Below are 18,957 nucleotides of genomic sequence, written 5' to 3'. Positions count from 1 at the left end.
GGACGGGGTGGGGGTCAGCGGGTGCGGCGCTGGTGGGTGGGGCGGATGGTTCGGGCCGGGGCCGATAGGTCGGTTGGGGCGGTAGCGGTGTACTGAGGGAGGTCGGCGAGGCGGTTCAGGCGCCAGGTGAGGACCTCGCCGATGTTGGTGGCCGTGTCCAGTTCCCTGTGCCGAGCCGCCTGAGAGAGCAAGGTGACGGTGTCGTGGCCTGCTGATTTCGTGGCGGCGAGTGTGGCGGCGAGGGCGGGCCATGCGGGATCGGTAAGGATCTGCTCGGCCAGGTCCGGGAGGGCTTGGCGGACGACTGCGGCCTGCCGTTCCTGCAGGGGCAGGGCGAGATGGCAGCCACGCCGGTGGATCACGGCGATCGGCTGGAATGCGGCTGCCTGATAGGCGGTGCGGAGGTGTTCGGCTGCCCGACGGGCGGCCTCGGCCTGTTGGTTGTGGTGGTGGGTGTGGTGCCAGTGGCGGGCGGCGATGACGGCCAGGAGAAGGGCGTCGAGAAGGATCGCGAGGGCAGCTCCGTCCTTGGGGGCGGGTTCGCGCAGGATCGCCTTGATGGCGCTTCTGGTGGTACGGGCTTGCTGGTGGTGGGCGCGGATGCTGGATCGGCCGGCGCGTTCGAACGCGCCGGCTGCCTGCATGAGCTGTGGGCGCAGAGCGGCGGGTGCGATCAGGGGGAGTGCGTCGAGGGTTTCGGCGAGGGCCGCGATGTGCGCCTGTCCGGTCTCGACCTCGCTGTGCGTGAGGAGATCGGGTACGCGGTCGGTGGCCTGGGCGAGCCTTCGCCAGGCGTCGGGTTCGGAGGGGACAGTGGACGCGGCTTCTGCCGATGCCAGACGTTCGCTGATCTTGGGGTAGGAGAGGTCGGGGGCGAGGGTGGAGCCGGAGAACCAGACGGGATGACCGTCCTTGTTGGTGTCGCCTTCGAGGGCGATCTTGTACCCGCGGATGTCGCCCGAGGGGAAGCGCTGGATTTCGACGAGCACTCCGGAGTTGTCGAGGAGGGCGAAGAACTCCTGCGGTGTGGTGGCTGCGGAGAGGGCGGTGCGGGCGGTGATCCGCAGGCGCTCGCGGGCGGTCCGGGGCCGGCCGGTGCGCTGGGCTTTCTCCTGCTCGGCGCGGGTGGGGCGCTTCGCGGCCGTGCGGTCGCCACGGACGACCTGATGGAGGCCGTATTCCTTCTCCAGAGCTGTGAGTTCGCGATCTGCGGTGAGGTAGTCGTTCCAGTGGCGTGCGGTGCGCAGGTCGCCTCGGACCTTGGTGGCGGCGATGTGGATGTGGTCGGGGGCATGGCGGACGGCGACCCATCGGCAGCCGTCCGGGTCGTCTGTTGGCGCTATGCCGGTGGCGGCGGCGACACGGCGGGCGATGTCTCCCCATGCGGCGTCGTCGAGAATGCGGTCGCCGGGCGCTGTACGGATGGAGCAGTGCCACACGTGTTGCTTCGGGGCTCGGCCAAGTCGCTTGGCCTGTTGGACGCGTAGGTCGAGGTCGGCAACGAGAAGGTTCCTGGTAGCTGAGATGTCGTCGGTGCGGCCGGGGTCGGGGGCGAAGCCGTCCCAGGAGGCGACCAGGTGAGGGTCGGTGTGTTCGTTGGCCCGTCCGGGGCCGTAGAGGTAGCGGATGAGGCCGGCGGTGCTCTTGCCGCTGCTGATCTTCGCGATCACCGCGACCCCTTTGTGGCGGCGGCCTGGTTGGTGGCCGTCGCGATGTGGCGGACGGTGGTGCCGACTGTGCCGAGGAAGCGTTCCGTACGGTCGAGGAGCGCGGTGTCGCCATGGTGCGGGAGGCCGCCGGAGTTGAGCTTCTTGGCGATCTGGTTGACGTTGTAGCCGATCTTGGCGACCTCACCTCGGAGCGCGGCGAGTTCGTCGATGTAGTCGTCGAGCTGGGTTCGTTGACCGGGCAGTGTGAGGTCTCCGTGGACATGGGCCATGACGACGGCGCCGACGTAGTGGGCGGCTGCGATGTTCAGAGACCGGGCCTCGGCGAGGATGTCTGCCTTCTCCTCTGTGCTGTAGCGGACGTCGACGCGCTCTTTGCGCTGGGTCTCTTTGCGCTGACGGCGACGCGCGACTCGGTGCAGGGCGGCGGCTTCGGCGGCACGCCGCGGTGCGGCGATGCGAGTGGTAGTGCCGACGGGGTTGTTCTCGTCGGGCACCCCCTGGTGCCCGACGTCCTCCGCCCCCCCGGGGCGGAGGCACCTGCGTTGGACCGGCCCTTGGACGGTCCAACGCCATACCTTGCTCCGCCTGGTGCTGGGGTGGTGGGTATGGGCTTGGAGGGCAGGCGGAGTTCGTTCTGCTGATCAGAGATGGGGGTGCTCCTGTCGGCTCTGGTGGGAGGTGGTGGGGCCACCGTGAGGTGGGCCGTGGGATGTGGCCGTCCCCGCATGGGGACTGTGCGGGGACGGCCAGCGAGGAAGGAGGGATCGTTCAGGCGGTGTGGCCGTCGGCGATGGTCGACTCGGCGTGGACGATGGCCATGGCCTGGACCAGCCGGTCCTTACCGACCGGGTGGCCCGCGTCCCGGACCGCGTCTTCGAACTTCTTGCGCTGGATCCGGCCGCCACGCCCTCGCGGAACGTTGCGTCCGATGGCTACGAGTTGGTCGACGCTGGCGCCTGGACGCCGACCTCTTGGTTTGGTCGCTGCCGTGGGCACATCTCGTGTCGCGCCTGGGCCTTCCGCCCTGTCGAGGCCGTTGGCCTGTGACGTGGTCGGTTGGGGCGCTGGCTCTTCCGGCCGGTGAATCGGCGGTTCGTGCTGCGCCTGGTGGTGGCGGGTGACGACGTAGAAGTGCACGGCGCCGGCGAGGGCAAGGGGGGAAATGGCGGAAAGGACTCCGACGGTCACGTCGTCCAGGTGAAGTCCGGTGGGGCGGATCTGCTGGTTGAGGCGAATGGCGTGCAGGGCGTTGGCCCAGATGCTCGTGCCGGTGGCGAGGCCGACCAGCGCCCACACGTACATACGGGCCCTCCATGGCGCGGTGCGCAGAAGGAGGAGGGCGCCGATGCCGATGGCGATGAAGCCGTCGATCACGAGGGGGAAGGCGTACGTGAGCGGGCCGGGGATGTGGGTAGCGACGGCCATCTGGCGCAGGGCGGCGTACGAGAGGGCGAAGGCGGTGACGCCGAGGAGGGCGATGCCCAGACGGATGGCGCTGACCCCGATGGAGTTGGGGGACGCTATGGCGGGTGCGGACAATCGGGTGTGCTCCAAGTGATGGTGGGGGCAGCCGCGGCGGGCAGGGCGTGACGGCTGCGGAGGTGGGGACTCGTTGCGACTCGTCGCGTGCCTGGTCAGGGCAGGTACGGGTGCGGCGGTGATGTCGAGTCGACTCGTTGCGGGCCGGTGACTCGTAACCGCGCTGACCTGCGCCGCGACGAGTCGCGACGGGTTGTGCCGGGTCAGGCGCTGGTGTCGGGGCCCGGCTGTGGCTCGGGGCAGTAGCGGGCCCAGGAGTCTGCGAACTGCAGGCGGGTGAAACCCTTCGCCTGGGCATCGCCGTGGAAGCGGTGGTTGGCAGAGCTGATGCCGTAGCCCTTGAGCAGGATCTGCAGGCCGCGAGAGGTGAGGCCCTTGGCGGTGTACTCCGGCCAGGGTGTCTCGTCGTCCTTGTTCAGGAAGTCGAGGATGCGGCTGGTGCGGATCACCGGCGGATTTCCCTCGGTGGCGAAGGCCCGGCGGATGTCGGCCAGGAGCCGGATGCTCAGGCCGCTGCTGTCCTGGTCCTGCTCGGCCTCGCGACGTGTCATCGCCAGGCAGGCGGCGCGGGCGAGTGCGGGCCATTGGCCGCCCGCGAGGTCGGCGATGGCGACCAGCGGTTCCCAGGTATCCGCGGCCCGGTCCTCGACCGGCATGGGTGGCGTCAATTCCATCGCCTCGGCGTGGAGGGGCGTCAGCCAGGCTGCGAGGCGGTCGCGCAGGGCATTCAGTACGGGGATGTCGCGGGCGCTGCGGAATTCCGCCACGTTCTCGCCGGGCCTGCGGCGGCGCATCCGGATCACGATCGAACGGTCCATGATCGTGTCGGGCAGGTCGCCGATGCCGGCGAGGGCCGCCATGGCAAAGGTGGGGAACTTCGAGACCTCGTGGTTGGGGCCGGAGACCCGCAGGGTGGGCCGATTGCGCTGGTGGCCCGCGTTCAGGAGACCGCGCATCTCCTCGTTCTTTTCCGCCACCTTCGCGGAGCCGAAGAGAGTATCCGCCTCGTCGACGAGGAGGGTGGGCGGAGTGTCGGTGATCGACCGGAAGATCGCAGCGGCGGAGGCGTTGACCGTCACCAGCGGGTCGTGGACCGTCTCGGTGATCACGTCCAGCAGCCTCGACTTGCCGCACCGCTTCGCCGGGCCGACCACGGCCAGGCGCGGAGCGTGCTGCCACGCAGTCTGCAGATGGGTGGCGGCTACCCACAGGGTCACCGCCGTGAGGGCCTCTTCATCGGGGAGGACGACGTACCGCCGGAGCTGCGCTCGCAGGCTGGCCAGCACCTCCTCGCCTTCGGAGGTGGGAGTGGGGTCGGGAGCGGCAGCCGGGCGTTCCGCCGGTGCTTGTCCCGAGTCGGGACAGCCGGGTATGGCGACGCGCGGCCATACGGCGGACGGGGCGGGGAGGGATGGCGAGTTCGGGGTGGCTTCGTCCATACTGGGTGGAGAGCTCCTCAATCTGCAGGCCATATGGGACGGCAATCCCGGCCTAGCAGCTAGTCGTTCAGGGATGGGCGGCGTGGAGGTTTGCGCCTGAGCCCCTCGGTGTTTGGTCACCGGGGGGCTTTTTGCATGTCATGCCAAGGCGATGCCTGGCACATGCGATCGCAGGGATCGGGCATGATCACTACTATGCACTACGCATAGCGATTATGCAAGACGCAGAAGATGGTGTATCGTTTTCACTGTCGCTGCGGCTTGCAGCTACATGCTGCGAACGGAAGGAGGGGATGGTGAACGAAGACCATGACGGCGAGGAGCTCGAAGGCGTGCTGCTCAAGGGCGAGGACAACGCCGCCAAGCGGATCAAGGTCGAGCGAGACAAACGCGGCTGGAGCACTACCACGCTCTCCGAGCGCCTCAACGAAGCCGGCTACGAGATGAACCCGTCCGCTGTCTGGCGCATCGAGAACGGCAAGCGCCGCATCAACCTCGACGAGGCCATCGGTTTCGCCGACGCTTTCGGTGTCTCGCTGGCCAACTTCGTCGGCCCACCGGCCCTCGCCGCCGCAGGTCAGGCGATGGAGATGATCGACACCGTGGTGGCCGCCAACCTGGCGGCCCAGCGCGCCCAGCACGCATACGTGAAGGCGACAGACGCGCTCACCGCCTACCTCGCGGAGCACCCGGACATCCGCGACGAGGCCGACGTCGTGGTCAGTAACGCCATCGCCGAGAACGCCATGAAGATCAACCAGGAAGAGTTCGGGCTGCCCACCGGCCCGTAACTGCCTTCCGCCGCTGGCCTGGGCCCGCAAACCCCCAGACCGCGCCAGCACCACACCACGCCGCACCCATCCCAGAACGAACCGGCCCGGCCGGGGTTGCCGCCCCACATGCCTGGCCAGACGAGGACTCTGCTTGCGCCACACCGCGATACCCCACGCCTCCGCACAGCCTCGCGAAGCGAAGGAGGTGAACCAGAGCGACCGACTTCTCACAGTCGAAGAAGCCGCCGAACGACTCGGTACCGGCGTGCGCTTCATCCGGCGTCTCATCTCCGAGCGCCGCATTCGTTACGTCAAGCTCGGCAAACACGTCCGCATCGCCGACACCGTCCTGTCCGCCTACGTAGCGGAACGGACCGTCGAGCCCATGCGCACCGGTCGGTCGGGCTACGGGACGGCCGCCTGATGCCTCCTGCTCGTAAGCGAGTTCCCCGCCGCAGCTTCGGCGCGATCCGGAAGCTGCCCTCTGGGCGCTACCAAGCCCGCTATCCCGGAACCGACGGGCTGCTGCGCGCAGCCCCGCAGACGTACGAGACCAAGCGTGACGCCGAAGTGTTCCTTGCGCAGATCCAGGCCGATCAGTCACGCGGCGACTGGATCGACCCGACGGCCGGGGAGGTGCAATTCGCCGAGTACGCCAGGCGCTGGATCGACGAGCGCGGCATCGCGCCCACCACCGAGGAGTTGTACCGGAGGCTGCTCCGCCTCCACTTGGAGCCGACGTTCGGCAGCCAGTCCGTCAACATCATCAGCCCTGCCAAGGTCAGGACTTGGCGTGCGGAACGGCGCAGGGCGACGGGCGCCACCACGGCCGCAAAGTCGTACCGGCTACTCAAAGCCATCATGCAGACAGCGGTCGAGGACGAGCTGATCCGGCGCAACCCCTGCTCCATCCGCGGGGCGGGTCGCGAGAACGCGGACGAGCGGCCCGTGGCGACTATCGATGAGGTCTTCGCGCTCGCCGAGGCCATCGGCATCCGCTGGCGGCTCATGGTGCTCCTGGGAGCCTTCGCCTCCATGCGCCCGGAGGAACTGGCCGAACTGCGCCGCACCGACATCGACCTCGACACCGGCGCCGTTCGAGTGCGGCGGGCGGCCCCGGAGCTGAACACCGGCCGCCGGGTGATCGGCGACCCCAAATCACGAGCGGGCAAACGGGAGATCATGCTGCCGGGCTTCGTACTCCTCGACGTCCGCCGGCACCTGGAGTGGTTCGCCCAACCTGGACCCGACGGCCTCGTGTTCATAGGGGAGAAGGGTGCTGCCCTGCGCGGCACCACCTTCGGCCGCAAATGGCGCAAGGCGCGAGACGCGGTCGGCATGTCGACGGATTTCCGCTTCTACGACCTGCGCCACACCGGCAATACCCTCGCCGCCGACACCGGAGCCAAACTCAAGGACCTCATGGTTCGCGCAGGCCAGTCGTCCGAGCGGGCGCAGCTGATCTACCAGCACTCCACCAAGGCGCACCAGCGCAAGCTTGCCGACGCCATCGACGCCGACGTCCGCAAGCAGCGTGCGGTGGTTCGGGGCCTGGGCGCCGCTTCTGCCCAAAGGCTTCCGGCTCCGCCCGCAGGTTCTGGTGGAGCTGCGCGAGCGAGGTAACAGGGCCAGGTGGAGGTCCAGAACAGACCTCCACCTGCTGCCCCCTGAGCTTGCTAAAAGGGAGGCTCAGAAGCGGTGTCGGCCTGCGAGGGTTCCGCTGCCTCGATCAGCTTGTTGGTGAGCTCGATGGTGGCGAGGTACCACCAGAAGATCCAGTCGAGGAAGGCGTCGTCGTACTTGGCGAGCTGGTCTGCGCGTCGGTGGCGCAGGTCGAATCTGTTGGCGATCTCGAACAAGGCCCCATCGTCTGGTTTCCCGAGGTCCTCGCGGATCAGAGCGCGGCGTTCCTCCAGGATGCCGACGGCGGCAACGATGGCCGACCGCTTGCTCTCCAGAGATGCGTCGCGGGCGCGGAAGAGTGCGATGGCGTGCCGGACGCGGGCGCTGACGGCAGGAGGGCTGTCGTTGAGGACGCGGTGCACCAGCTGGCGGCGCGCGTCGTCGGTCACGGCGACCAGCCGGCCCAGGTCTTCCCCTTCAGCGGCGAGCTCGTACTCGGCTCCGGCTTCGCGCAGCAGTTCGTTGATCTTCGCGCGGTAGAGGATTCGCGCAGGTCCGTTGTGGAATTCCGAGTGGTGCCAGCCGCACCCGCCGTAGGAGTGGAAGCTCCGTAGCCGGGGACGGCTGACAAGATCGTGGAAGACCTCAATCAGACCGTAGAAGGTGTCCGTGTCCCAGGTCGTCGGGGCCAAGGGCCACAAGTTCGGGAAGCCCAAGCGTCGTTCGATCAGCGCAGAGGCGTCGGGCAGGTCGTCCGGCCCGTCGACGCACTCCTCGCCGAACTGCTCGACCAGGTAGCCGTTGCCCGCGAAATCGGCAACGATCCGTGCGAAGTCACGGCGGGCGTCTCGTGCGGTGCTCCCGTCAGCAGACAGGCCGCGTCCCTGTCGCTGAGGCCAGTATGGCCGGGGCGCGAGCGCGGGCCGGATCTCCGAAGCGCGACTGATGAGCTCCGAGAACCAGTCCTCTCGGGTTCCCGTCCTGGACCGGCTTTCCTGCGTGGTCCCCCAGGGGTCACGGAAAGTCTGGACCTCTCGGAAGTCCGTCACGGCTGTTGATCCGACCAGCGCCTCGGTCATGAGCCACTCCGCGCGGTCCTCCCACGGAGAGGTCGGTGTCCTCAGGACGCGTTCCCCTTCCGACACGAACAGCGATGTCGGCCACACCAGCTCGTAGTTTCTCAGGTCCACGATCACGGCGCCATCATCACCCATTCGCACGCATAGTGGAGCGCGCTTCAGAGCATGCTTCGTGCCTGTCGGCCTCTGCCGGGCTCGTGTCGACTTCGCGGCCTGGGGCGTGATCCTTAAGTTCGCGAAGCCGAGCTAGATCAATCTCACCCCAGGTCCGCCATTCCCGATGAAGCGCGGTCTGGATCGGCCTCTGCCCTGACGTCGCATGAGGTCTCTTATGGCACGTGAATGGCACGCCAGCCCGCAGAGGTCTAGACAACGACGAAGCCCCAGGTCTCTGACCTGGGGCTTCGTGGAAGAGCGGGTGACGAGAATCGAACTCGCGCTCTGAGCTTGGGAAGCTCATGTTCTACCATTAAACTACACCCGCGAAGCGCGCCGATGATCGGCAGTGCATCGCCGCACACTCTACCTCATGGCAGGCCCCCGGCGTATGCGCCGCGGGGTCTTCGTGGTGTTGGGGCGGGGGGTGTGGTGGTGTGGACGCGGGTGTGGTGATGGGGAGTTGAAGGCGTAGCGTGGTGGTCGGAGTGCCGCCTGGAGTGGCGTCCTGTTCATCCCCTAATGTGGCTTTCTCGTCGAAGGCTTGGTTGGGGAAGGGGCTTGATGGAGTCGATGGAGCGCACCGTCGTCCGTTGTGCCGAAGGGCACGTTTTTGCTACCTCGTCGTTCCCGATGCAGCAGCTCGGGTCCGGCCGGATCGGTCCCGGGCGGCTCATCCGCTGTCCGCGCTGTGCCCGGTTGAGGCAGGCGGTTCCTGTGGTGTTCCAGCAGCGGTGAGGCGGGCGTAGGGCAGCGGTGGCGGCGCTCGGGGGTGTCCGGGCGTGGTCGCGGGGCCCGTGGTGACGTGGCAGGCAGGCGCGCGAGGGCGGTCCGGTTGGGGCGGGCTCGCGCGTTCTGCGTATCCTCGGGACGTGCTTCTCTCAGATAAGGACATCCGGGCCGAGATCGACGCCGGACGGGTGCGTATTGACCCGTTCGACACGTCGATGGTGCAGCCCTCGAGCATCGATGTGCGGCTCGACCGCTACTTCCGGGTGTTCGAGAACCACCGCTATCCGCATATCGACCCTGCCGTGGAGCAGGCAGACCTGACCCGCATGGTCGAGCCGGAGGGGGACGAGGCGTTCATCCTCCACCCCGGTGAGTTCGTGCTCGCCTCCACGTACGAGGTCATCTCGCTGCCCGACGATCTCGCGTCGCGGCTGGAGGGAAAGAGTTCGCTGGGCCGGCTCGGACTGGTCACGCACTCGACGGCCGGGTTCATCGATCCCGGGTTCTCCGGTCACGTGACGCTGGAGCTGTCCAACGTCGCGACCCTGCCGATCAAGCTCTGGCCGGGGATGAAGATCGGGCAGCTGTGCATGTTCAAGCTCAGCTCGCCGTCCGAGTTCCCCTACGGTTCCGAGCGGTACGGATCCCGGTACCAGGGGCAGCGCGGGCCGACGGCCTCGCGTTCGTTCATGAACTTCCATCGGACGCAGGTGTGATGCCGGATGAGCGGTGACGTGCGGGAGAACCTGACGTACGAGGGTTTCGGGCTGGCCGTGCGCGAGCTCGCCCAGGCCGTGGCCGACGACGGGTACGAGCCCGACGTGGTGCTCAGCATCGCGCGCGGCGGCGTCTTCGTCGCGGGCGGACTGGCGTACGCGCTGGACTGCAAGAACATCCACCTGGTGAACGTGGAGTTCTACACCGGGGTGGGCACCACCCTGGAGATGCCGGTCATGCTGGCACCCGTCCCCAACGCGATCGACTTCTCGCGCAAGAAGGTCCTCATCGCGGACGACGTCGCGGACACCGGCAAGACGCTGAAGCTGGTGCGGGACTTCTGCATCGATCACGTCGCCGAGGTGCGCAGCGCGGTCATCTACGAGAAGTCGCACTCGCTCGTGAAGTGCGAGTACGTGTGGAAGAAGACCGATCAGTGGATCAACTTCCCGTGGAGCGTGGAGAAGCCCGTCGTGCGCCGCGAGGGACAGGTCCTCGACTCGTAGGTCGCCCGTCCGGCCGTTGGTCGTCCGTCCGGCCCGACGAGGACGGTGGCGGACATCGAGGAAGGGCCCCCGGCTTGTGCCGGGGGCCCTTCCGTTGTCCGTCGTTCTGTCTGTCCGCTGTTCCGGCGTCCGCTGTTAGGTCCGGCGTCCGTGCGGAGGCGGTCAGATCGTCCCGAGCTTGATGATCGACAGCAGGGCGATCAGCTGGATCGCGGACGCGCCCAGCGCCTTCGGCCACGGCAGGTCGTGCGACTTGCTCACCATCGACGTGAACAGCGCGCCGGCGGCCAGCCAGGTGATCCAGCCCAGTACCTGGACGAGGGAGTTCTCGCCGCCCAGGAAGACCGCGAAGAGCAGGCGCGGGGCGTCCGTGATCGACATGATCAGCATCGAGAAGCCCACGGTCGGCTGCCAGGAGCCGGTGCCGCCGAGCTGGCGGGCCAGGGTGTGGGTGACCGCGCCGAGGACCAGGCCGCCGATGACGAAACCGATGCCGGTGACGACGACGTACGGCACCGCGGTGGAGATCGTCGCGTTGATCGCCTCGTCGCGGGCCTGGTCGAAGCCGAAGAGCGCGAGCAGCCCGTAGAGGAACGTGATGACGAGCGCGGGGCCCCAGACCGGGTAGTCGCGCATCTGCCAGAACGTCGGGCCCGGGCGCATCACGATGCCCTTCAGCAGCTCCTTCCAGCGCAGGCGCGGGCCCGCGGGCTGGGCGGGTGCCTGGCCGGAGTGGTACGTGCCGCCGTCGTTGTACGGGTCCTCACCGACGCTGAACATCTGCGTGTGACCCGGGGTGTTGGCGTACGGGTCCTGGGGCGGGGCCTGGTGATACGGGTCGCCGAAGTACTCCGGCTCCTCGTGTCTGCCCGCGCTCCGGCCGCCCTGATGCCCGCCCTGGTGCCCGGTTGTGCGAGGCCCGCCCTGATGCCCGCCGCCGTTGTACGGCGGTGCGCCGGTGCCTCCTGCCGGGGGCCACGACTGCTGGCCGTACGGCGGAGGCGGTGCCTGCGTGCCGTACGGCTGCTGCTGCGGGTGTTGTTGCGGGGTGCGGTTGTTGTCCCGGCCGCGTCCGATCCTGAATCCAGCCACGAATCGAACGTACCTGGTCCGCGTGTGTGTGGTGGGGGAGCGGGGGGAACCGGCCCGCCTTTGCGGCCGAGCTGTGACATCCACTAGGGGACACCCTCAGGGACGGGCCAGGGGCGGCTCAGGGCAGGAACAGTGCCGTGCTGAAGGTGAGGCGCGGCCGGTCGGGGGTCGTGGACGGGTACAGGGCGACCAGGTCCGTCTCCTCGCCGCGGTACGTGCGGACGACGGTGTCGGGCTTCTTGTCGCCGTCGAAGTCGGCGTACCGGAGCAGCGACGTCTCCGTGGAGCCCGAACCGTCGCGGACCGGGGCCGTCGGGATGCCGTGTGCCGGGGCCTTGACGCGGTACGCGCCCCCGGGGCGGGCCGGGCCGTTGGCCGAGCCGAGCAGCAGGGTCGCCCTGGCGGGCACGCCCGGCAGGAGCGGCTTGGCGGAGTGGACGAGGTCGTCGTAACCGTCGCCGTTCGTGTCGGCGCGGGTCTCGGGAGCGGCGAGGTACGCGCCGCCGCCCGGGAGGGACGCTGCGGCACGAGGGGCCCCCGCGCGGGTGAACGGGCCGCGGAGATAGCTGATCCGGCCCTCGCTCGCCGTGACGGCGAGGTCGGTGCGGCCGTCGCCGTCGAAGTCGCCGCAGACCGGGTGGTCGGGCCACTCGTTGCCGAACCGCGCCTTGTCGGGGATGCGGAGGGTGACGGCCTTGCCTTCGAGACCGCCGGGGGAGCCGAAGAGGACCTGAAGCGGTACGGGCGGGCGGCCGATGCCGTTGTACGGGGGGTCCGTGCCCACCACCAGGTCGGTGAAGCCGTCGGCGTCGAGGTCGCAGGCCGCCTCGGCGTCGAACGCGATGGGGAGCGTGTCGCCGACCTTGGCCGCGTGGGTCCGCGCGCTCAGCAGCTGACGCGCCGCCGGGTCGAGGCCGCCGACGGCGGATCCGTAGACGATCCCGATGCCCGCGTCGTCGCCGTGGCTGTCCTCCGGGGCCTTCACCAGGTCGTCGATGACGAGGTCGCGGTGCCCGTCGCCGTTGAAGTCGTCGGCTGTGCGGCTGCCCTTGCCGCGCGGGACCGGGACGCGGGGGACGTCGCCGCCGCCGGCGAGTGCCCTGGGCGGGGCGTCGCCGTTCTTGGCCGAGTTGGCCGTGGGTGCGGGGGAGGGGGCGTTGGCGGACGAGGGGCCGCCGCAGGCGGTGAGGAGGAGCAGACAGGCCGTGCCGGCGGCGAGTGCGGCGGTGGCGGTGGACCTGCCCGTGGACCTCGCGGTGGGCCTGCTGGTGGCCTCTGCCGTGGGTCTCGACAGGGCCGGTGTGATGCGTGTCCGCACGGGAGGTCCCTCATCCGTCGTGGTGCGAGGCGGTGCGTCGTGATGCGTGGAGGCGGGGCGGTCCGACGCGTTCGAAAGGTGATCGGCCCACATGATGCTCCAGATGTTCCGTCGCGTACATGTCCGGGATCACAGTCCGGGCCGCCGCACGGGAACGCGCCTCGTCACGCGCGGAGAGCGGAGGTCGCCCTCGGAGCCCGCGCCGGCAGCCTCCGGCCGGACGGGGCCGATCGCACTGCGCGTGGCGCCGTCGGTCCGCGCTGCGCGCAGGGCCGGCCCCGCACTGAGCGCGGCGCCGTCGGATCTCACCGGCCGCATACAGAAGCGGCCGGTCCTGCCCCCGAGGCAGGTCCGGCCGCTTCCGTTCGTACGACAGACAGTGGGTACGACGCCTGAGTTACTTCACCGGTTCCGGCTCCGGGGAGTCGGCCGTCTCGGGCTCGCCCGCCGGGTCCGCCGGGGTCTTCACGGACTCCAGCAGCAGCTGCGAGACGTCGACCACCTGGATCGACTCCTTGGCCTGGCCGTCGTTCTTCTTGCCGTTGACCGAGTCGGTCAGCATGACGAGGCAGAACGGGCAGGCGGTGGAGACGATGTCCGGGTTGAGGGAGAGGGCTTCGTCGACGCGCTCGTTGTTGATGCGCTTGCCGATCCGCTCCTCCATCCACATCCGGGCACCACCGGCGCCGCAGCAGAAGCCGCGCTCCTTGTGGCGGTGCATCTCCTCGTTCCGCAGACCCGGGACGCTCGCGATGATCTCGCGCGGCGGCGTGTAGACCTTGTTGTGACGGCCCAGGTAGCACGGGTCGTGGTACGTGATCAGGCCCTCGACCGGAGTCACGGGGATCAGCTTGCCCTCGTCCACCAGGTGCTGGAGCAGCTGCGTGTGGTGGATGACCTCGTACTCGCCGCCGAGCTGCGGGTACTCGTTGGCGATGGTGTTGAAGCAGTGCGGACAGGTGGCGACGATCTTCTTGGACGCCTTCGGCTTCTTCGTCGACTCGTCTTCGTCGTCCTCGCCGAACGCCATGTTCAGCATCGCCACGTTCTCCTGGCCGAGCTGCTGGAACAGCGGCTCGTTGCCCAGGCGGCGGGGGGAGTCACCCGTGCACTTCTCGTCGCCGCCCATGATCGCGAACTTGACGCCCGCGATGTGGAGCAGCTCGGCGAAGGCCTTCGTGGTCTTCTTCGCGCGGTCCTCGAGGGCGCCGGCGCAGCCGACCCAGTACAGGTAGTCGACCTCGGAGAGGTCCTCGACGTCCTTGCCGACGATCGGGACCTCGAAGTCGACCTCCTTGGTCCACTCGACGCGCTGCTTCTTGGCGAGCCCCCAGGGGTTGCCCTTCTTCTCCAGGTTCTTGAGCATCGTGCCCGCCTCGGACGGGAACGCGGACTCGATCATCACCTGGTAGCGGCGCATGTCGACGATGTGGTCGATGTGCTCGATGTCGACCGGGCACTGCTCGACGCAGGCGCCGCAGCTGGTGCAGGACCACAGGACGTCCGGGTCGATGACGCCGTTCTCCTCGGCGGTGCCGATGAGGGGGCGCTCGGCCTCGGCGAGCGCCGAGGCGGGGACGTCCTTGAGCTGCTCGGGGGTGGCCTTCTCGTTGCCCTCCATGTCCTTGCCGCCGCCTGCGAGCAGGTACGGGGCCTTGGCGTGCGCGTGGTCGCGCAGCGACATGATGAGGAGCTTCGGGGAGAGCGGCTTGCCGGTGTTCCAGGCGGGGCACTGCGACTGGCAGCGGCCGCACTCGGTGCACGTGGAGAAGTCGAGGATGCCCTTCCAGGAGAACTGCTCGACCTGGGAGACACCGAAGACGTCGTCCTCGCCCGGGTCCTCGAAGTCGATCACCTTGCCGCCCGAGGTCATCGGCTGCAGCGGGCCCAGTGCGACGGAACCGTCGGCGTTCCGCTTGAACCAGATGTTCGGGAAGCCGAGGAAGCGGTGCCAGGCCACACCCATGTTGGTGTTGAGCGAGACCGTGATCATCCAGGTGAAGGACGTGACGATCTTGAGCGCCGCGACGAAGTAGGTGATCTGCTGCAGCGTGCCGAGGCTGAGACCGTCGAACGCGGCGACCAGCGGGTACGAGGCGAAGAAGCCGGGCTCCCAGCTGGTCACGTGGTGCTGGGCGCCCTCCAGGCCGCGCAGCGTCATGATGCAGAGGCCGACGATGAGGATGACGGCCTCGACGAAGTACGCCTGGCCCGTCTTGGAGCCCGCGAAGCGGGACTTGCGGCCCGCCTTGCCGGGCCGGTTCAGCTGACGGATCGCGATCAGGGTCACGATGCCCAGGACCGTCATCAGACCGAGGAACTCGGTGAAGATCTCGTACGGCAGCCAGTCGCCGATGTACGGGATCAGCCAGTCGGCCTGGAAGAGCTGGCCGAAGGCGTTGACGATGGTGAGCAGCAGCGAGAAGAAGCCCACCGCCACGAACCAGTGCGCGAAGCCGACGATGCCCCAGCGGTTCATACGGGTGTGGCCGAGGAACTCCTTGACCAGCGTGATGGTGCGCTGTGTGGGGTCACCCGTGCGGGTGCCCGCGGGTACGGGCTGACCGAGTCGCACGAAGCGGTAGATCTGCGCGATGGCGCGGCCGAAAAGCGCGACGGCCACCACCGTGATGACCAGCGACACGATGATCGCGGCGAGTTGCATTTGGGGGCTCCTCGGGCCTGCGAGGGGTTGGGGTACACCAATGATTACGGATTACTAAGCAGTAACTTAATGAGTCTGTGACGACACTATCCACTTATTCCGCCACGCTGTAGCCGGGCAGGCGGTGATCTGCGTCGCTCAGGTAGCCCTTGCCCGCGCGGGGCCGCCGGTGCGGGAGCGCGCGCAGGGCCGCGTGCAGGATCGCGCGCAGCGGCAGACGTACCGCTTCCGCCAGAATCGCCAGGTCAAGTCCTACCCAGTGATGCTCGGCGTAGTGCTGGTCGAGCAGGGCGGGCTCGTCCCACGGCATCCCGGAGCGGGCCCGTACCTGCGCGAGCCCCGTGAGGCCCGGCCGCAGCTCCTGACGCCAGCGCCTCGCCCCCGGCCCCGCCGTCCTGGGATCGCCAGGCGCCAGGGGTGCGGGACCGACGAGCGAGAGCTCCCCCCGTACGACGTGGGGCAGCCGGGACAGCAGGTCGAGGCGCCAGCGGCGGGTGCGCAGCGAGCGCAGCTCGAAGATCCGGCCGTCGAGCCCGGTGCGCTGTTCGCGCAGCAGTACGCCGCCGGCCGGACGTCGTACGGCGAGCGCGAGGGCGCCCACGGCGAGCGCCGGGGAGGCGAGGGCCAGGAGGGCCGCGCCGAGCAGGAGGTCGACGAGCCGTTTGGCCGTCAGCCTGCCTGCCGCGCGCCCGGCCGTGTGCGTGATGCCACGCCCCGCGGTGCGGGAGAGGGCCGCCGCTCTCGTCGCCGCGGACGTCGCGGACGACGTGGCGGTCCGTGAGGGGGTGTGGCCCCTGGTTCTTACCGCGGTCCGCTTCGGGTTCTGCATCGCACCTGCCCGGGATCGATGGCGTGCCGGTTTTGACCGGCTCACGGCATTTTGTGACAGAACGATCCCATGGTGCGATGGTGGGGCGGGGTGTGCGGCGCGCTGGAGGGGGCGGATGTCGTCCGGTGGGGCGCGTGTTGCGCGGCGATGCGCTGAGGCTTTCGCAAGAAGATCGCAGGTCAGCCTAGTAAAGAGCATGTTAGTTGAGTCAGGTTGACTCAGGTCCTTTGACTCCGGGGCGGGTGTCGTGCATCCTTGAGTCAGATCCACTCAAGTATTTAGTTGGAGGAATTGAAATGGCACGTGCGGTCGGCATCGACCTGGGCACGACTAACTCCGTCGTGAGCGTTCTGGAAGGCGGCGAGCCCACCGTCATCACCAACGCCGAAGGCGCCAGGACCACGCCGTCCGTCGTCGCCTTCGCGAAGAACGGTGAGGTGCTCGTCGGCGAGGTCGCCAAGCGCCAGGCGGTCACGAACGTCGACAGGACCATCCGCTCCGTCAAGCGCCACATGGGCACTGACTGGAAGATCGACCTGGACGGCAAGAGCTTCAACCCGCAGCAGATGAGCGCCTTCATCCTGCAGAAGCTGAAGCGTGACGCGGAGTCCTACCTCGGCGAGAAGGTGGCCGACGCGGTCATCACCGTCCCGGCGTACTTCAACGACTCCGAGCGTCAGGCGACCAAGGAGGCCGGTGAGATCGCGGGCCTCAACGTCCTGCGTATCGTCAACGAGCCGACCGCCGCCGCGCTGGCGTACGGGCTCGACAAGGACGACCAGACGATCCTCGTCTTCGACCTCGGTGGCGGCACCTTCGACGTGTCCCTCCTGGAGATCGGCGACGGCGTCGTCGAGGTGAAGGCCACCAACGGTGACAACCACCTCGGTGGTGACGACTGGGACCAGCGCGTCATGGACTACCTGGTCAAGCAGTTCGCCAACGGTCACGGCGTGGACCTGTCCAAGGACAAGATGGCTCTCCAGCGTCTCCGCGAGGCCGCGGAGAAGGCGAAGATCGAGCTGTCCTCCTCCACGGAGACCACGATCAACCTGCCCTACATCACGGCGTCGGCCGAGGGCCCGCTTCACCTGGACGAGAAGCTCACGCGCGCTCAGTTCCAGCAGCTCACCGCGGACCTCCTGGACCGCTGCAAGAGCCCGTTCCACAACGTCATCAAGGACGCCGGCATCCAGCTGTCCGAGATCGACCACGTCGTTCTCGTCGGTGGCTCGACCCGTATGCCGGCCGTCGCCGAGCTCGTCAAGGAGCTCACCGGTGGCCAGGAGGCCAACAAGGGCGTGAACCCGGACGAGGTCGTCGCCATCGGCGCCTCGCTCCAGGCCGGTGTCCTGAAGGGCGAGGTCAAGGACGTCCTGCTCCTCGACGTCACCCCGCTGTCGCTTGGTATCGAAACCAAGGGCGGCATCATGACGAAGCTCATCGAGCGCAACACGACCATCCCGACCAAGCGCTCCGAGATCTTCACGACGGCCGAGGACAACCAGCCGTCCGTGCAGATCCAGGTCTACCAGGGCGAGCGCGAGATCGCGGCGTACAACAAGAAGCTCGGGATGTTCGAGCTCACCGGCCTGCCGCCGGCCCCGCGTGGCGTGCCGCAGATCGAGGTCGCGTTCGACATCGACGCCAACGGCATCATGCACGTCGCCGCCAAGGACCTCGGCACCGGCAAGGAGCAGAAGATGACCGTCACCGGTGGCTCCTCGCTGCCGAAGGACGAGGTCAACCGGATGCGCGAAGAGGCCGAGCAGTACGCGGACGAGGACCACCGCCGTCGCGAGGCCGCCGAGTCCCGTAACCAGGGCGAGCAGCTCGTCTACCAGACGGAGAAGTTCCTCAAGGACAACGAGGACAAGGTTCCGGCCGACGTCAAGACGGAGGTCGAGGAGTCCCTCACCGAGCTGAAGGAAAAGCTCAAGGGCGAGGACACCGCCGAGATCCGTACCGCCACCGAGAAGGTCGCGGCCGTCTCCCAGAAGCTCGGCCAGGCGATGTACGCCAACGCCCAGGCCGAGGGTGCGACGCCGGGTGCGGACGCTTCGGGCGCCGGTCAGGCCCAGGCCGACGGTGACGATGTCGTCGACGCCGAGATCGTCGACGACGAGAAGGACTCCAAGGGCGGTGCGGTGTGACCGAGGAGACTCCGGGCTTCGAGGAGAAGCCTGACGTCCCCTCCGACACCACCCCTGACGGAGCTGAGCCGAAGGACGCCACCCCCTCTCCCGAGGAGGAGGCGTCCCCGGCCGGGGACTCGGCACAGACAGCCGGTCTGACAGCACAGCTGGACCAGGTCCGTATGGCGCTCAGCGAGCGTACGGCCGACCTCCAGCGGCTCCAGGCCGAATACCAGAACTACCGTCGCCGCGTCGAGCGGGACCGGGTCACGGTCAAGGAGATCGCAGTCGCGGGTCTCCTGTCCGAGCTCCTGCCCGTGCTCGACGACGTCGGCCGCGCGCGGGAACACGGCGAGCTGGTCGGCGGCTTCAAGTCGGTGGCCGAATCGCTGGAAACGGTCGTGGCGAAGCTTGGCCTCCAGCAGTTCGGCAAGGAGGGCGAGCCCTTCGACCCGACGATCCACGAGGCCCTGATGCACTCGTACGCGCCGGATGTCACCGAGGACACCTGCGTGGCGATCCTGCAGCCGGGGTACCGAATCGGCGACCGCACCATCCGCCCCGCGCGGGTGGCCGTAGCCGAGCCGCAGCCCGGTGCCACGCCGGCGGCGAAGGAAGAGAAGACAGACGACGAGGAGAGCGGTGGCACGGAGGAGGTCTGACATTCAGTCCGACCACCTCGGT

15 protein-coding genes, 1 tRNA gene and 1 pseudogene are annotated in these 18,957 nt (G+C 68.4%); 7 read left to right on the top strand and 10 right to left on the bottom strand.

Features of this window, described 5'->3' with window-relative positions; translation table 11 throughout:
* Positions 1–14: 14 nt before the first annotated feature.
* The 4 genes and pseudogenes from AB0C82_RS31080 to AB0C82_RS31065 all read right to left on the bottom strand — a co-directional run bounded on the left by AB0C82_RS31080 (position 15) and on the right by AB0C82_RS31065 (position 4,648).
* On the bottom strand, positions 15–1,670 hold the full coding sequence (locus tag AB0C82_RS31080) for a mobilization protein (RefSeq protein WP_362848487.1): 1,656 nt from the start codon (positions 1,668–1,670) through the stop codon (positions 15–17).
* Positions 1,667–2,292: pseudogene (gene mobC / locus AB0C82_RS31075) on the bottom strand (plasmid mobilization relaxosome protein MobC). The gene AB0C82_RS31080 and the pseudogene mobC overlap by 4 nt, the downstream one beginning before the upstream one ends.
* A 146-nt stretch (positions 2,293–2,438) precedes the next feature.
* A complete protein-coding gene (locus AB0C82_RS31070) occupies positions 2,439–3,209 on the bottom strand; it encodes a DUF2637 domain-containing protein (protein ID WP_362848484.1) in 771 nt (256 codons plus the stop codon).
* A gap of 203 nt (positions 3,210–3,412) precedes the next feature.
* Positions 3,413–4,648, bottom strand: a complete 1,236-nt coding sequence (locus AB0C82_RS31065) for a DUF3631 domain-containing protein (RefSeq protein WP_362848482.1) — start codon at positions 4,646–4,648, stop codon at positions 3,413–3,415.
* A 293-nt stretch (positions 4,649–4,941) separates the two neighbouring features.
* Here AB0C82_RS31065 and AB0C82_RS31060 point away from each other — a divergent pair, with 293 nt between their 5' ends.
* The 3 genes from AB0C82_RS31060 (at position 4,942) to AB0C82_RS31050 (ending at position 7,044) form a co-directional block, all read left to right on the top strand.
* On the top strand, positions 4,942–5,439 hold the full coding sequence (locus tag AB0C82_RS31060; RefSeq protein ID WP_362848479.1) for a helix-turn-helix transcriptional regulator: 498 nt from the start codon (positions 4,942–4,944) through the stop codon (positions 5,437–5,439).
* Between the two features lie 187 nt (positions 5,440–5,626).
* The gene (locus AB0C82_RS31055; protein ID WP_362848476.1) at positions 5,627–5,845 is read left to right on the top strand and encodes an excisionase family DNA-binding protein; all 219 of its coding nucleotides are present in this window, start codon (positions 5,627–5,629) and stop codon (positions 5,843–5,845) included.
* Positions 5,845–7,044, top strand: a complete 1,200-nt coding sequence (locus AB0C82_RS31050; protein ID WP_362848473.1) for a site-specific integrase — start codon at positions 5,845–5,847, stop codon at positions 7,042–7,044. Before AB0C82_RS31055 ends, AB0C82_RS31050 begins: the two co-directional genes overlap by 1 nt.
* A 53-nt stretch (positions 7,045–7,097) precedes the next feature.
* Here the strand turns inward: AB0C82_RS31050 and AB0C82_RS31045 are convergent, their stop codons facing one another.
* Together AB0C82_RS31045 and AB0C82_RS31040 are read right to left on the bottom strand one after the other, a co-directional pair.
* A complete protein-coding gene (locus tag AB0C82_RS31045) occupies positions 7,098–8,258 on the bottom strand; it encodes a hypothetical protein (protein WP_362848470.1) in 1,161 nt (386 codons plus the stop codon).
* Positions 8,259–8,536: 278 nt separating this feature from the next.
* Positions 8,537–8,607, bottom strand: a tRNA-Gly gene (locus tag AB0C82_RS31040).
* A 544-nt stretch (positions 8,608–9,151) separates the two neighbouring features.
* Here AB0C82_RS31040 and dcd point away from each other — a divergent pair.
* Positions 9,152–9,727 (top strand): dCTP deaminase, encoded by a 576-nt coding sequence (gene dcd, locus AB0C82_RS31035; RefSeq protein ID WP_362848467.1) that lies wholly within the window; start codon positions 9,152–9,154, stop codon positions 9,725–9,727.
* Positions 9,728–9,733: 6 nt separating this feature from the next.
* The gene (locus AB0C82_RS31030; RefSeq protein WP_328911052.1) at positions 9,734–10,234 is read left to right on the top strand and encodes a phosphoribosyltransferase; all 501 of its coding nucleotides are present in this window, start codon (positions 9,734–9,736) and stop codon (positions 10,232–10,234) included.
* Between the two features lie 162 nt (positions 10,235–10,396).
* Here AB0C82_RS31030 and AB0C82_RS31025 read toward each other — a convergent pair whose 3' ends face one another.
* From AB0C82_RS31025 to AB0C82_RS31010, 4 genes are all read right to left on the bottom strand, one after another.
* Positions 10,397–11,326: a Yip1 family protein gene (locus tag AB0C82_RS31025; protein WP_362848464.1), complete on the bottom strand. Its 930-nt coding sequence runs from the start codon at positions 11,324–11,326 to the stop codon at positions 10,397–10,399.
* A 118-nt stretch (positions 11,327–11,444) separates the two neighbouring features.
* Positions 11,445–12,644 carry a VCBS repeat-containing protein gene (locus AB0C82_RS31020; protein ID WP_362848461.1) on the bottom strand — a complete coding sequence of 400 codons (1,200 nt, stop codon included), beginning with the start codon at positions 12,642–12,644 and terminating at the stop codon, positions 11,445–11,447.
* A 397-nt stretch (positions 12,645–13,041) separates the two neighbouring features.
* Positions 13,042–15,309: a (Fe-S)-binding protein gene (locus tag AB0C82_RS31015; RefSeq protein WP_362848458.1), complete on the bottom strand. Its 2,268-nt coding sequence runs from the start codon at positions 15,307–15,309 to the stop codon at positions 13,042–13,044.
* Between the two features lie 94 nt (positions 15,310–15,403).
* Positions 15,404–16,138, bottom strand: a complete 735-nt coding sequence (locus AB0C82_RS31010) for a sugar transferase (RefSeq protein WP_362848455.1) — start codon at positions 16,136–16,138, stop codon at positions 15,404–15,406.
* A 296-nt stretch (positions 16,139–16,434) separates the two neighbouring features.
* Here AB0C82_RS31010 and dnaK point away from each other — a divergent pair, with 296 nt between their 5' ends.
* Both dnaK and grpE read left to right on the top strand, forming a co-directional pair.
* Positions 16,435–18,291, top strand: coding sequence for a molecular chaperone DnaK (dnaK, locus tag AB0C82_RS31005; protein ID WP_362848453.1), 1,857 nt, complete (start codon positions 16,435–16,437; stop codon positions 18,289–18,291).
* On the top strand, positions 18,288–18,935 hold the full coding sequence (gene grpE / locus AB0C82_RS31000) for a nucleotide exchange factor GrpE (protein ID WP_362848450.1): 648 nt from the start codon (positions 18,288–18,290) through the stop codon (positions 18,933–18,935). The genes dnaK and grpE overlap by 4 nt, the downstream gene beginning before the upstream one ends.
* The last annotated feature ends 22 nt before the right edge of the window (positions 18,936–18,957 follow it).

The organism is Streptomyces sp. NPDC048560 (genome assembly GCF_040650955.1).
In the GTDB taxonomy this organism is placed as follows: Bacteria; Actinomycetota; Actinomycetes; order Streptomycetales; family Streptomycetaceae; genus Streptomyces.
This window is presented reverse-complemented; position numbering and strand designations above follow the sequence as displayed.